This window comes from Sphingobium sp. TomTYG46, assembly GCF_055396345.1.
Window position 1 is genome coordinate 698,824 of sequence record NZ_AP027325.1, and the last position, 13,677, is coordinate 712,500.

Consider the following 13,677-nt stretch of genomic DNA (forward strand, 5'->3'; position numbering starts at 1 on the left):
TGCGCTTAGGCTAGCTGCGACCATGTTCAATATCGCTCACCCCTATCTTTCCCTGATCGCATCGATCGCAGTGGGCCTGCTTGTAGGGATGGAGCGCGGCTGGACACAGCGGAACTTCGGCAAAGGGCGCAGGGTCGCGGGCTTTCGCACCTTTGGGCTGATCGGGTTGCTTGGGGGACTCGGCGGCCTTGCCCCCGACATGGTCGCCGCTGCCCTGGGCCTGGGCGTCTCGGCTGTGCTGACGGTCGGCTACAGCCGAAGCGCCGATCAGGATCATCTGTCCGCAACCACGACGCTGGCGGGACTGCTGACCTTTGGCGCGGGTTTCTGCGCCACGCGCATCTCGCCTGCTTTGGGCCTGGCAACAGGTGCGGCGATCTTTGCGATATTGAGCTCACGGCAATCGATGCACGCTCTGCTCCGGGGAATGGATGAGAGCGAGATCGAGGGTGTGTCCCGCTTCCTGCTGGTGTCTCTCATCATCCTGCCGCTACTGCCAGATGCCTCGTACGGCCCTTACGACGCCTGGAACCCCAGGAAAATCTGGATGGTGGTCGTCTTCGTGATGGGACTGTCCTTCGCCGGTTATGCGATCTCCAGGCGCTTCGGCCGCGATCGCGGCGTGTTGCTGGTCGCGCTTACCGGGGCCATTGTGTCGTCCACCGCCGTCACCGCCGATTATGCCAGGCGGCTCCGCGACGAACCCGATGGTCGAGGATTATTGACGGCAGGCATTGCGGTGGCATCAATCGTGATGTTCGTCAGGGTGCAGTTGGTGGCACTCGTCCTCGTCCCCCGCGCGCTACCGTCTCTGGCACTGACCATGGCTCCGGCAGCGCTTGTAGCCGTCGCGTTCGCCCTGACCGCATGGCGTACCCATGGCAAAGGCGGCAACGGAGCCGCCGTCGCCAATCCCTTGGGCTTTACCCCCGCACTCCTGCTGGCTGCCCTTGTCGCGGGATTGTCGCTCGCCGCGCGTTGGGCATTGGAACATTTTGGGCAGGAGGGCATGGCAGTCGTCCTGACTCTCACCGGGATATCGGACGTCGACGCCGCCGTGATGACGATGGCGGGGCTCCCGCCACATGCGATCGATGATCAAACCGCTGGCTTCGTACTGGGCGGCGCGGTTCTGGCCAACACTCTGGCCAAAGGCGTCATGACGGTGGGCATCGGTTGGGGCCACGGCGGCATGAGAGCCGCAATACCGCTGTTTGCTGCTCTTGCAGCGGCAGCGGCGAGCCTTGCCGCCTGGATCGCGATCGGCTGACCGTCTGCTCCTTTTATTGACCCAAGGGGAGCACCGCCGCCGACTTCCCTCGGCCGCGATGAATTCCGAGCTGCATAATGCAAGTTATGAACTTTACCAGTGGCACCGGAACATCATCCTGCCGTGCTCGCTCTTACCACAGAGAGTAGCGGCGTCAGCCCCGATTTAGCTGCTTCAAGGCCAGGTTCTAAGAACACTGACGCGCGTTTGAAAGCCACAGCTCTCGTTAGGAAAATAGATCCATGTCCACGATAGATCTGCAACCTCAAGTCCAGAGCAAAGCCCCGCCTGTTCCCCGCGACCTGAAACAAGTGTCGCTGAAGGAAGATATGGAGGTGCAATATTGGTCCCAGCGTTTTCAGACATCTCGGCGCCAATTGGAGGAAGCGGTGGAAAAGGTCGGCCATAGCGTCAATGCGGTATCCGACTATATCGACCGAAACCGCTGACGTGCCATGAACCACATCGACCCACCACCGCCCCGTAATACAGGACGGGCGGCTGCCTTGATCGTCCTGGCGATAGCCGTGATCATTGCAATCCTCTTCATCGGTCGCCACGTGTGGCATGGGGAAGAATTGCAGGATAATCAGGAGGCTGGCACCAACGTCGTGGGTAATTATCAGGGGCAGCCCACCCTCTGATCGAAGAAAGCAGGTTTTCTCTAGAAGCGCGTCGGCCTAACCCTGATTGGAACGGTTTCGGGCAGACGCCGCCACCCCAAATCCTCGATGACGTCATTGCTTTGCACTGCTTCCCGGCCCCGGCTGCGGTCGAGCGACCAGGTGATGTGGAAGGTGCCTCCATCTGGCCGTCCACTATGACCGCCTACGACAACGATCAGGGCCTGGAGCCCTTCGCCGTCGCTGATGCTGCCGACAATCGCCGCCTGCTGCAGATCGGGCAAAGGCTCATCCTCTGCCACGCCCGATTTCAGCGTAATGTGATCTGCCACGACATCCGGCCAGATCGGCGGGAAGCGGCGGAGGAGGGACAAGCGCTCGGCCTCATCGATTTTCCAGCCGATAGCCGACATGTCGTGCTTCTCCAAAGCCCTGCCGATAAACGTCCCAGCCGCCTATTAGTCGCACACGGGACGTTCCACGGAGTAACGGGCTAGCTTCCCATCAGCTTTCCAGCATTTCACGGATGCGGGCGGAGAGCATTTCGATCTGGAATGGCTTGGTGATCATCTGCATGTTGTTGGACAGGAAGCCACCCCGCACGGCGGCTCCTTCCGCATAGCCCGTCACAAACAGGATGGGCAGGTCGGGCAAATGCGCTCGCGCGATTTCCGCCAATTGCCGCCCGTTCATTCCCGGCAAGCCAACATCCGAGATCATGAGGTCGAAGCGCCGCCCGGCCTGCAATATGCGCACCGCCTGCTGTCCGTCGGCGGCCTCTGTCGCCTTGTAGCCCAGTTCCTCAAGCACATCGCGCACGAGGAGCCGGACGGACTCATCATCTTCGACCAGCAGCACCGACTGGCCGTCACCATGGTGAATGGCGGCATGTTCCAAGGTTTCGGCTTCAACTTGCTGTGCCGCGACCGGCAGGAAAATCCTGACCACCGTTCCTTCGCCCACCGTCGAGTTGATGCGCACCAGGCCATTCGACTGCTTGGCGAAGCCATAGACCATCGACAGGCCCAGGCCCGTACCCTGCCCGATCGGCTTGGTAGTGAAGAAGGGATCGAACACCTTGTCCAGCGTATCGCCATCGATGCCGACGCCGGTGTCAGACACCCCAACCATGATATAGCGGCCCGGCGTGATGCCTGGATTGCGCGCGCAGCACTCCGCATCCAGCTCCACCTCTTCGCATGACAGCGTCAGGCGGCCGCCATCAGGCATCGCGTCGCGGGCATTGATCGCAAGGTTGATGATCGCGCTTTCCAGCTGATTGGCGTCCACCAGCGCCGTCGGTAACGGGGGGGAGGAAAGGATTACCACCTCGATCGATTCATTCATGGTGCGGCGAAGCAGGTCCTCCAGCGAATGAATGAGCTTGCACACGTCGGTGGGGCGGCTGTCGAGCGACTGCCGACGGGAAAAGGCGAGCAATCGGGACGTCAGCGCCGCCGCGCGCTGCGCCGATGTGCTGGCGGCATCCATGAAGCGATCAAGGTCGTCCAGTCGCCCACCGGAAATCCGGCGCTTCAGGATGTCGATGGCTCCAATGATGCCCGTCAGCATATTGTTGAAGTCATGCGCGATTCCGCCGGTCAATTGGCCGACCGCCTCCATCTTCTGCGCCTGGCGCAACGCTTCCTCAGCACGGGCGCGTTCTTCCGCCTCGGCTTCCAGTCGCAGCAGCGCCTCCCGCAATTCGCGGGTGCGGGCGTCGACCTCCTGCTCGAGCCGCTGAGCCGCTTCGGCAAGCGCCTGCTGGCTCCTCTTCTGCTCGTCTATGTCGACGATTACGGAAATGGAGCCTGTAACCCGTGAGCTGCCGGGGTCGAGCAGCGGCACGCCGCTTACCCGGGTCCAGACCGGCGGACCTTCTGTCGGGTGATGCAGAAACTCGATCCCCCGCACCTGCTCGCCCTTCAGGGCGCGCATCGTCACGAAGCGATCGCGCTTGATACGGGTGCCGTCCTCTTCATAGCCTTCCCACCGATCCTCGGCGTCGGGCAACCGGGCGGGGATTTCTCCGCTGGGCAGGAAACGGCGGAATGCGGGGTTGGAAAGCAAAGTGCTGCCATCGGCATTGATGAAGGCAACGCCGACCGGGAGATTTTCGAGCAACGTATTGAGGCGGCTGCGTTCTGCATTGATGGCTGCAAACTGGTCGCGAATCTGCAATTGCTTCTGCCGAGCCCTTATGCCCGACGCGACGGCGCTGATCAGCGATTCCCCGCTGACCGGCCGTTCCAGCAGGATGACGCTAAGCGCGTTATCGGGCAATCGACGTCTTATGGCCTCGCTGGAACCAAAGCGGCCCGCCTGCCGTCCGGCGAGCAGTATGAAGGGAATGTCCGACCATGCAGGCTGCGCATCCAGCGCGCGGTGCAACGGACCCAGGTCGGTGAACAACGCTTCTTCCGTGACGAGTGCGACGCCTGTCTGCTCGTCGATGGCCTCTGCCATCTCGGTCAGGGTGGGGCAGATTTGGACCCGATGCCCCTCCCCCCGCAGCAGCCGCGTCACGCTGTCGGCGTCGCTGCCATAAGGTGCGCTGACGATGACCCGGAGGGTTGAGGATGCGGCGGCCTTATGCACGGCCGTCGCGGTCCTCCATCAGTGGTGAAGAAGCTCCCAGATATTCCGGCGTCCCGGTCAGCACGCCCCTGAAATCAGAGAGCGGCGCGCCGACGCGAACGCCATGGGTATCGATCCTGAATTCGCGGATGGAGTCCTCATGCGCGCCGCTGCGGTGCTTGATGACCGACAGCGCCTTGCGGATGCGCCCATCCGCCTCGAAAAAGCGCATAAGGATGACGATGTCAGCGATGTAGGACACATTCAGTTCGTCGGTTCGCATCGACCCGAAGAAGCCCTGCTGTGGATTGACAAGCAAGGTCACGACGCCCCGGTGGCTGAGGTACGACAGAAGCTCATGCAATTGCAGGATCAGCTGCTGTTCCTGGGGCATGGCCGCCAGATATCCGTTGAGGCTGTCGATCAGGATGATGCGTGCATTACGCTCCTCCACCTCCTGCCTGACCATGGCGGCGAATTCGCCGGGCGCGACCTCGGCCGGATCGATCTGGCGGATGACAAGGCGGCCGTCGTCCATCAAAGCCTGTAGATCCGTTCCGAACAATCGCGCTCTGGTAATGAGCGTGCCGATCCGTTCATCAAATTCGTATATCACCGCATTTTCGCCGCGTTCGCAGGCGGCGATGACATATTGCAGGGCCAGCGTCGTCTTGCCCGCGCCCGCAGGACCCGTGATGAGCGTGCTGGTGCCGCGTTGGGGACCGCCGTCCAGAATGGCGTCGAGCTCCGGAATCTTGCTGGGCACCGGTTCGCCGACGAACGGCGCATGATGGTCGGACGCGATGAGGCGGGGGAATATGTCGATGCCGCCCTTCCGGATGATCATGTCGTGATAACCGGCGACGAAATCGACGCCGCGCATCTTTTGAATTTGCATGCGCCGCCGCGCCGCGCCGAAATCGAGCGTCAGCCGTTCCAGCGTTATCACTCCATGGCAGAGACTATGCAGGTGATTGTCACGGATACCCGCGCCGCCGGTCAGGTCGTCCACCAGCAGAACCGTGGTGTCGATCTGCGCGAAAAACTGTTTGAGGAACAGCAGCTGGCGCCGGTAGCGGAGCGGGTCCTGCGCCAGAAGCCGCAATTCGGACAGGCTGTCGAACACGATGCGACGGGGCTTTAGCCGTTGCACCTCCTCCCGGATCAGTTCGATGGTGCCGCCCAGTTCCATTTCCCAGCTGTGCAGGATCGATTGGTCCCGTCCCATGCCCAGCACGGAATCGGCAGAAGCAAGTTCGAAGAGGTTGACGTTGTTCAGGTCCCAGCCGTGCGAGGCAGCGACGACCGATAATTCCTCGCTGGTTTCAGACAGCGTGACGTAGAGGACTGGCTCGCCCGCCGCCACGCCTTCGAGCAGGAATTGCAGCGCGAGCGTCGTCTTGCCTGATCCGGGAGCGCCTTCGAGGAGATACAGCCTCTGGGCAGGCAGACCCCCGCCCAACACCAGATCGAGTCCTGAATTGCCCGTCGAAACGCGATCAAAAATCCCTGTCATTCAACCATGCCTCCGTCAGCACGGACGTCAGCATATCGATCAAAGTCACAAAATCCATCGCCTGCCGAGGCAGGATCAGACGCACCGCACCGCAAAATCATCAAGCTATAACGCGGCAATATCCTGGCGGTTGCATCTTCATTGCAATGGCTTAACGATCGGGTGCATCGTGGGACGCAGAGACTGTGCCGGTGCCATCGGGATGGGTGTCGGCCGGATTTACTCTATGCCGCTTCCTTGCAGCGGCGACGGCGCTGGATCATAGGCGGCTGGCACAAGCAGTGCTGATCGGAATAATAGAGTGACTCAATCCTGCGATCTTGCGATCCGAATGCGGCGGGCGGCATTCAACCGCGCGTTGGCGGAGATGGACCTGAGCGCAATAGGGCCGTTGCTGTCACCCGCCGCGATACTGGTGACCGGTAGTGACAGCGGGGTGATCAGCGGCCGCAAGGCGCAGCTGATGGCATGGAAGCGCGAGTTCGCGGCGCCCGATCGCACCATCTATGTTCGGATGCCGACCAGCATCATTGTCTCTCCGGTCGAACCGATCGCGATGGAACAGGGCGAATGGAAAGGCTTGGCAGCGGAAACGCAGGAGCTGACCGCGTCCGGCATCTACAGCGCGAAATGGCGCAAGATTCGGGACGAGTGGCTGATCGAGGCGGAAATCTTCGTGACGCTCGCCTGATAGTTGCTGGCCCGGTGGATGAGGCCGGGCCAGCAGATCATGATTAGCCGAGAGCCTTCGCCATGACCCGGCCGAGCCGTTCGGCAAAGGCGCGCGGATCGGTGGGCAATTCGCCATCGGCAATCCGCGCCTCGTCCAGCAGCAGCCAGGCGGCATCCTCGCGCAGGCTGTTGTCGTCCTGAAGTCCGCTCAGCCGGACGACAAGGTTGTGGCGCGGGTTGAGTTCGAGCACGGGCATAGAAGCCCCAGCGCCGCGACCGGCGGCGGCCAGCAGCTTTTCCAGCTGCCTATCCATGCCATGTTCGGCCGCGACGAGGCATACGGGACTTTCGGTCAGCCGTTCGGACACGCGGACATCGGATAGCTGATCCTTCAACAGATACTTGGCGAAATCGATGAAGCTGCTGACTTCTTCCGAAGCAGCGGGCGCAGCCGCCTCCCCTTCGGGCAGGGGCACGAGGCTGAGGTCGGCAAGGCCCTGCGTCACCGATTTGAAGGGCTTGCCATCATAATCGACGCCAGCGGTGACCCAGAAGCTGTCCACCTGGTCTGTCAGCAACAGCACCTCGATCCCGCGCGCGCGGAAACCTTCCAGCTGCGGCGAGGAAGCGAGGCGATCGAGGTCGGAGCCGGTGGCGTAGTAGATCGCCGTCTGGTTCGCCTTCATGCTCTCGGCATAGTCCTTCAGCGAGCGCCAGCTGTCGCCGGAGGTCGTGGACTTAAAGCGGGCTAGGCCGAGCAATTGCTCGCGGCGGGCGAAGTCCTCGTACAGCCCCTCCTTCAGCACTGCGCCGAAAGTGTCCCAGAATTTGATATAGGCTTCGCCATCATTGGCGGAGAGCTTCTCAAGCTCGCTGAGGACGCGGTTGCTGACGCCCTTCTGGATCGCCGCCAGCACCGGGCTCTGCTGGATCATCTCACGCGACACGTTGAGCGGCAGGTCGCTGGAATCTACGAGACCGCGCACGAAGCGCAGGTAGCGCGGCAATATGTCCGCCTCGTCGGTGATGAAGACGCGGCGGACATAGAGCTTCATGCGGCCGACGCGGTCGGGATCGAACAGGTCGAACGGCTTCATTTCGGGAACGAAGGCCAGCACCGAATATTCATGCAGACCCTCGGCCCGATAGTGCAGCGTCAGCGCAGGCTGGTCGAACTGGCCAGCGACGCTGCGGTAGAAGTCGGTATATTCCTCCGCGCTGATCTCGCTCTTGGGCTTGGTCCAGAGCGCAGCGCCATCCGCGATCTGCTCGGCCTCGGCATCGGGCTTCTCCTTGAGGAAGATCGGCACCGGCACATGGCCGGACTGGTCCTTGATGATCTGCTGGATCCGATAGCGTTCGGTATAGGACGCGGCGTCTTCCTTAAGATGCAGGATGACGCGGGTGCCATGTTCGGGCGCCTCGGCCGTTTCGGCGGGCTGGACGGTATAGGTGCCAAGGCCGTCGGACGACCAGCGCGCCGCCTGATCGGAGCCCGCGCGGCGGGACAGGACATCGACGCGATCGGCGACCATGAAGGCGGAATAGAAGCCGACGCCGAACTGGCCGATCAGCTGCGTTCCTTCCGCGTCCCTGGCGCTGGCGACGCGTTCCATGAACGCCTTTGTCCCGGAACGCGCGATGGTGCCGAGCGCCTCGACAAGCTCGGCCTCGCTCATGCCGATGCCATTGTCCTCTATCGACAGCTGGCGAGCGTCGGGATCGAGCGTCACCGTCACTTGCGGACTGCCGCCAGCGGCGAGCGCGGGATTGCTAAGGCTTTCATAGCGCAGCTTTTCGCAGGCGTCGGCGGCGTTAGAGATGAGTTCGCGCAGGAACACATCCTTGTCCGAATAGACCGAGTGCACCATCAGGTGCAGCAATTTGGCTACGTCAGCTTCGAAGGAACGGGTTTCAGGAGCAGCGTCGGTCGGGTTCGTCATGGCGTTTCTTTCGTGCCCTCCAATGAATTTTGGCCGCCGGACAGATGGCGCGGGGAGCGGCGGGTTTCAAGCTGGATTGGGGTTCAATTCATGAATGAGAAGGTGAATTGAGCGCGTTCAGAACGGCAGGAGGGGGCGGAAAAGCATATGTAACGAACATATATGTTTGGTTACATCCAATATGCTGATATAGCCCGGAAATGCTGGATTTTTCTTCATCTTCCGAGCAGGCGTTTCTTTTGTTGGGGAGGCTCGACGGGCGGCTTGCCAACAGCCCGGCCACCGACATCTGGCTTGCCCGGTCGCGCCTTAAAGGGGCCGCGGCGCTGGCCAGTGTCGCGTCCGTGCCCATTTCCGTCGGAGATTTGCAGGACTGGATTTGCGGACGGACGCCCCCACCCCGCCATAGCGAGGGGCTGAACGATCCCTTGTCGATCGCGGCGCTGGTTCATTTCGTGCTTTCGGCGAGCGAGGGCGAGCGCGATCCGATAGCGCGGGCGACGCTGAATATATCACGCCAGCTGCTGGACGACAGGAAAGAGGCACAGATCTGGGCATCAGACGATCTGGTGCGCTTCGGCCCGGCCTGGCGGGCGGTTCAGGCGGTCGTGGAGGCCCCCTACCCTTCAACGGGCGTGGAAGAGGTGGCAGAGCGCGTCATCACGGCGCGGGAGGGCCTGGCGGCTCCGATGAGCGAGGGACAATTGCTGACGACAGCGGATGGGCGGCAGTTGCAGATTGATCCCCGTCGGACAGATTTGGGATGGGTGGTGGCGGCGCACATTCCGGCGGCGCTGGAAGCGTGCGGGTTGACGGCACGGCAACTGCCGTCCTTCGTCGATCTGCCCCGATTTCCCGGCGTGAATATAAGGACGCTGACGGGGCAGCTGATCGAAATGATCGGGCGACAGGCCGCGCAAGGATTGGCGGAACTTGACCGGCTTGAAGCGCGGCTCAAGAAGCTGCCCGAAGAGCTGCCAGTGACGAAGCGGAGCAAGGCGCCCCTGCTGATGCGGTTGGAACTGGCCTATCCGGGTTTGAGCAAGGTGGCGATCGCGCGTCTGCTCGGCATCTCGCATCAGGGGGCGACCAAATTGGTGTCGCAGCTTGCCACTTCTCTCTCTTCCAAAAACTAGAAGAATCTCCTTCTGGTTATAGGGTTTAGTAGAAGGTTAGAGAGTTACGCGAGCCCGGGATGCGGCAAAAGTGCCGGAGATACGCGAGTCGGGCGACGGGCGCTGTTCCTGAAAGGTCGGGCTTTCGTTCCCGGAGTGCCGAGCGTGGCGTTCCTGATGTGTCGGGGAAACGTTCCTGAAGGAGCGTTGGCCGTTCCTGGAGTGTCGATGGTGCGAGGTTGCTCGGCGGATTGGCGCAGGGATTGAATCAGTTGCATCGGCCGACTGCTCAATGTCGTTCAAAAGCTGTGGATGAAATGAAGTTGGCAGTAGCTTCGGGAAATCAGGTGCCGAACGCACTGTAGAGCAACCGACACTTCGGGAACGCTTATGCGCTGACGAGCAAGCCCTGACTGACGAGGGGGCCTTTGGGGCCGAAACGTCAGAGGCGGTGGCGGTTCTTTTCATGGAAACGGCGCACGAAGCCGATGAAGGCTTTCTGGTAGTTGACCGGCGTGCGCGTCGGGTCAGCGTCAAGCCAGTTGCGGAAATCCTGATGGAGGGATTGATAGTCCCAACCCGGACATTCAGTGCGCAGCGTGGCGAGGGTTGCGTCGGTGAGTTCGCCAGCGGTCGCGCGGGAGGAAAGGCTGGTGACTGTGCGGCGGATGACATCCCCGGCGTCGAGCAAGGGTTGCGGATCGGCTGCTGGACTTTTGCTGGCGGAAGCTTTCGCGCCGTTCAGAGCCGCGACCTTGGGTGCGATGCCCAGTTTCGCAGTCGAGGCGTCGTTTGAGGCGCGCGGGACTTCGGCCGACCGGCGGCTCATGCGTAGCGATGGCTCGCGCTTACCCTGGGGTTGTTCGAGCAATAAGGTGTAGCCGGGCAATGGGTCGCGTTCGGCGATCTTGGCGATCTCGAACTTGAAGCGGCGATAGGCACCTTCTGCCCCAGACTTTTCGAACAGGGTGGGCATGGAGATGGAGAAGCCCCCCTCCCCTGCCCCGCCAGCATGTTTGCGCGCGACCTTATAAAGCCAGCGTTCGCGGCCTCCGGTCAGATCGAAATAGGCGCGATCGATGGACAGGACACCGCCCTGCATCAACACGCCTTCATAGAACCAGTTGCTGAGTTCGATCGTCATGCCGCGCGATCGTTCGGTGCGTTCATCGACAAGCTGGGTCCAGCCATCGAGCCAGCTGAAAGTTGCTTCCCGACGGTTTTCGGCGCGGATGTTGGTCTTGATGGTGGTGGACACCAGACGGTCGAGCGACTGGCCGAGCAGTTCATAGGCGCGGCCGGTGGTCGGGCGATGAATGGCGCGCAGCAGATCATAGGGCATGAGGTGCAGCTTGCGCGGAACATCATTGATGCCGCGCCGGGCCATGTCAGCCAGAACCGAGGCGCAATAGATAAGGATGTCGGCATCCCAGATGGTCGCCATGCCGTAATCGGGATTGGCGGACACATGGACCCAGGCTTTGCCGTCGGGGGAGGTGTAATCGATCGGCTTGACGCGCTTCGACTTGGCGAGACTGAAGAAGGGACGCTCCATCATCTCGCGCTGGTCGCGCAGCGGCATGTCCGCGATATAGGGAAGGAACAGCTCGAACTGGTCGGTAAGCTCAGCCTTGCCGGTGCGCGTCATGGGCGGCTCCTTGGCAAGGGCAGGGGGGTGAGGCTGTTTCCCCGGGGAAACGACGAGAGGATTAGTGCGAAAGAAGGGAGTCTCCGGGAGGAGAGGGGAGGGCGGCCCGATCTGGCGTGGCCTTGTTTCCCCGGGGAAACAGCGCGTGACCCAAGGGCGGGCAAGATGCCCTTTCCCTGTGTCGCGATGCTGTTGTGCCCCCCCGAGCCTGTCACTGCTGTAGACCCATTCCCTGCCGCTCAAGATGTTCGAGCGTGTCGCGGAGCGCGGTCGCCAATGTGGCCATGTCCGCGCCCGAGCCCGCATGGAAGCGAATGGTGATGCCCTGGCGGTTGACCGACTGCACGGTAAGGGCAGGGCGGCCGTAGCGCGTGGTCCAGGTGAAGGGTTCTTCCTTCGGTTCCGACACGGCTACGCGTGGCGCGTCGAGCAGGCGCTTCAAGACCTCGGCAGCCGGGATGGGCGGTGCACCCGCAAAACGGCGTTCCCGTTGTGTCGTGATGAGCCGCGCGGCTTCTGCGTTGATCGCCGGGGCAGCAGCAGGATCGTCCAGCGCCTGCGCCAGCGGATAAGCGGGCTTTAGCTGGACGTCGCCCGGCGAAGGGAAGGCGTCGATGATGTAGTCAGGAATGCCCGCGACCTTGATCATCTTGCTGAGCCAACCCTTGGACAGCTTTAGCCGTTCGGCCATGCGCGTCAGGTGGCTGCCATAATGGGCGCCCAGTGCTTCGGCATAGTTGCGCGCGCGTTCCAGATCGGTGACGTCCTTGCGCGCGCGGTTTTCCAGATCGGCGAGGCGGAAGGCCGCTTCGTCGTCCAGCTGGGCGACCTGCGCCACGAACATCATGTCGGGATAGCTGTGCGCCCGCAGCCAGCTGATCGAAAAGTGGCGGCGCGTGCCAGCGATCACTTCATAATCATGGTCCGGATCGCCTTCGACACGGCGGATCACGGCAGGCACTTTTTGCCCGCCCTCCGCGATGATCGAGTCGATCAGTTCGCGGCAATTATCCTCAGTCAGATGGGAATAAAGCCGGGCGTTGCCGCGCCAGATACGGACCTTTGCCGGATCGAGCAGCAATTGCGTGACCTGCCGCACCTCGCCTGACGCGAGGCGCGCGAGCGCGGTTTCGCGGCCGAGCAGCGTTGCGCCGCGCGCGCGTTCGGGGCGAGCCGGGGCAGGGGAGGGGGGCGACGTTTCGGCCTCGGTAACAGGCGGGCTGTCTGCCGATGGTGCTGGGGCGGGGGTTTCCGCCTCGTCCGACAAAAGGGCTGCCAGATAGTCCGATTGCTTACGCGCCATGGGCTTGTCCTCCGATTCGCGGGGAACATAAGGTGAACATGTCTGTGTAGGACAGCGTTGATTTTGGTTCGCGCGGAGACGCGGAGACGCGGAGGAGTTGTGGCTGCGGCGCAGCTGCACCTTTCAGGGCGGCTTCGCTGCACCGAACCCTGGAGCAGAGAGTTTCGCCCGCGGCGGAGCGCCATATCTCCGCGCCTCCGCGTCTCCGCGTGAACAAAGCCTCATGCCGCATTGACGATGTCCTCCTCACGCGCGGGGGCGACGCGGCCCCAGCTTTGGCGGACGAGCGCTTCGATCTGGCCCATGGCTTCGTCGAGATTGGCGCGGCAGCGCTTGTGGGTGCGCGGCGTGCCGATCGGCTTTTCCAGTTCGTACACGGTCATCATACGCAGCGCCGCATGGCTGATTTCCGCGCTGTCGAGGATGGGCACGGGGAGGAGGGCAGGGCCGAAGCTCTGCTCCATGATCGCGCGGACCATCGAATGGCTGGGATCATTGCTGTCGAATTTCGAGCAGAGCAGGCGGATGAACTGATAATCGACCTCAATGCCAGCGGTTTGCAGCTGCTTGATGACCTGATCCATCATCGAGAGGAACTGGACGGTCGAGCAGAAGTCCGGCGTCGTGGCGGCGAGCGGCACCAGCAGCGCATTGGCCGCCTGCATCACCGCAAGGCTGATCGTGCCGAGCGCTGGCGGCGGATCGAGCAGCACCACGTCATAATGGCGGGCGAGGTCCATCAGGCCCTGTTTCAGCTTACGGAAACGCGCCGCGAGGACGGAGCCGCCGTCGCTGCCCGCCGCCGCCAATTCATATTCGACATCGAACAGCTCAAGGTTCGACGGGATCAGATCGACATTGGGCCAGGCGGTGTGCTTGACCGCGTAGAGAAGGTCGACCTGGGTCGGATCAATCGACAGATAGGGATAGAGTGTCTCTTCCCGCTGAATATTGAAGTGCGGGTTGAAGCCGAACAGGGTGGTGGTGGTCGCCTGGCTGTCGCAATCGAC

General features: G+C 62.2%; 12 protein-coding genes (1 of these 12 only partly in view). 5 read left to right on the forward strand and 7 right to left on the reverse strand.

The window, feature by feature from the left end:
- Positions 1 to 22 precede the first annotated feature (22 nt).
- From ACZ5YV_RS16455 to ACZ5YV_RS16465, 3 genes are all read left to right on the forward strand, one after another.
- Complete coding sequence (locus ACZ5YV_RS16455; protein WP_464789457.1) at positions 23 to 1,270, forward strand: MgtC/SapB family protein; 1,248 nt, start codon at positions 23 to 25, stop codon at positions 1,268 to 1,270.
- Between the two features lie 242 nt (positions 1,271 to 1,512).
- On the forward strand, positions 1,513 to 1,719 hold the full coding sequence (locus tag ACZ5YV_RS16460; protein ID WP_464789458.1) for a DUF3606 domain-containing protein: 207 nt from the start codon (positions 1,513 to 1,515) through the stop codon (positions 1,717 to 1,719).
- Positions 1,720 to 1,725: 6 nt separating this feature from the next.
- Positions 1,726 to 1,914: a hypothetical protein gene (locus ACZ5YV_RS16465; protein WP_464789459.1), complete on the forward strand. Its 189-nt coding sequence runs from the start codon at positions 1,726 to 1,728 to the stop codon at positions 1,912 to 1,914.
- A gap of 20 nt (positions 1,915 to 1,934) precedes the next feature.
- On the opposite strand, the gene ACZ5YV_RS16470 is transcribed toward ACZ5YV_RS16465, so the two are convergent.
- From ACZ5YV_RS16470 to ACZ5YV_RS16480, 3 genes are all read right to left on the reverse strand, one after another.
- The gene (locus ACZ5YV_RS16470; protein WP_464789460.1) at positions 1,935 to 2,306 is read right to left on the reverse strand and encodes a hypothetical protein; all 372 of its coding nucleotides are present in this window, start codon (positions 2,304 to 2,306) and stop codon (positions 1,935 to 1,937) included.
- A gap of 91 nt (positions 2,307 to 2,397) precedes the next feature.
- A complete protein-coding gene (locus tag ACZ5YV_RS16475; RefSeq protein WP_464789461.1) occupies positions 2,398 to 4,491 on the reverse strand; it encodes a response regulator in 2,094 nt (697 codons plus the stop codon).
- Entirely contained in the window at positions 4,484 to 5,986 is a 1,503-nt protein-coding gene (locus tag ACZ5YV_RS16480) for an ATPase domain-containing protein (RefSeq protein ID WP_464789462.1), read from the reverse strand. The genes ACZ5YV_RS16475 and ACZ5YV_RS16480 overlap by 8 nt, the downstream gene beginning before the upstream one ends.
- Positions 5,987 to 6,287: 301 nt before the next feature.
- Here ACZ5YV_RS16480 and ACZ5YV_RS16485 point away from each other — a divergent pair, with 301 nt between their 5' ends.
- Positions 6,288 to 6,677, forward strand: coding sequence for a nuclear transport factor 2 family protein (locus ACZ5YV_RS16485; RefSeq protein WP_464789463.1), 390 nt, complete (start codon positions 6,288 to 6,290; stop codon positions 6,675 to 6,677).
- Positions 6,678 to 6,720: 43 nt separating this feature from the next.
- On the opposite strand, the gene htpG is transcribed toward ACZ5YV_RS16485, so the two are convergent.
- Positions 6,721 to 8,601, reverse strand: coding sequence for a molecular chaperone HtpG (gene htpG, locus ACZ5YV_RS16490; RefSeq protein WP_464789464.1), 1,881 nt, complete (start codon positions 8,599 to 8,601; stop codon positions 6,721 to 6,723).
- Positions 8,602 to 8,801: 200 nt separating this feature from the next.
- On the opposite strand from htpG, the gene ACZ5YV_RS16495 reads away from it, so the two are divergent.
- Entirely contained in the window at positions 8,802 to 9,737 is a 936-nt protein-coding gene (locus ACZ5YV_RS16495) for a hypothetical protein (RefSeq protein WP_464789465.1), read from the forward strand.
- A gap of 421 nt (positions 9,738 to 10,158) precedes the next feature.
- Here ACZ5YV_RS16495 and ACZ5YV_RS16500 read toward each other — a convergent pair whose 3' ends face one another.
- The 3 genes from ACZ5YV_RS16500 to ACZ5YV_RS16510 all read right to left on the reverse strand — a co-directional run.
- Complete coding sequence (locus tag ACZ5YV_RS16500) at positions 10,159 to 11,364, reverse strand: replication initiator protein A (protein WP_464789466.1); 1,206 nt, start codon at positions 11,362 to 11,364, stop codon at positions 10,159 to 10,161.
- Between the two features lie 211 nt (positions 11,365 to 11,575).
- Positions 11,576 to 12,667 (reverse strand): ParB/RepB/Spo0J family partition protein, encoded by a 1,092-nt coding sequence (locus ACZ5YV_RS16505; protein WP_464789467.1) that lies wholly within the window; start codon positions 12,665 to 12,667, stop codon positions 11,576 to 11,578.
- A gap of 221 nt (positions 12,668 to 12,888) precedes the next feature.
- Positions 12,889 to 13,677, reverse strand: the 3' portion of a protein-coding gene (locus ACZ5YV_RS16510; RefSeq protein ID WP_449469649.1) for an AAA family ATPase. It continues 408 nt past the right edge of the window; only the last 789 of its 1,197 coding nucleotides appear in the window; the start codon falls outside the window, past its right edge — the gene reads right to left on this strand; the stop codon is at positions 12,889 to 12,891.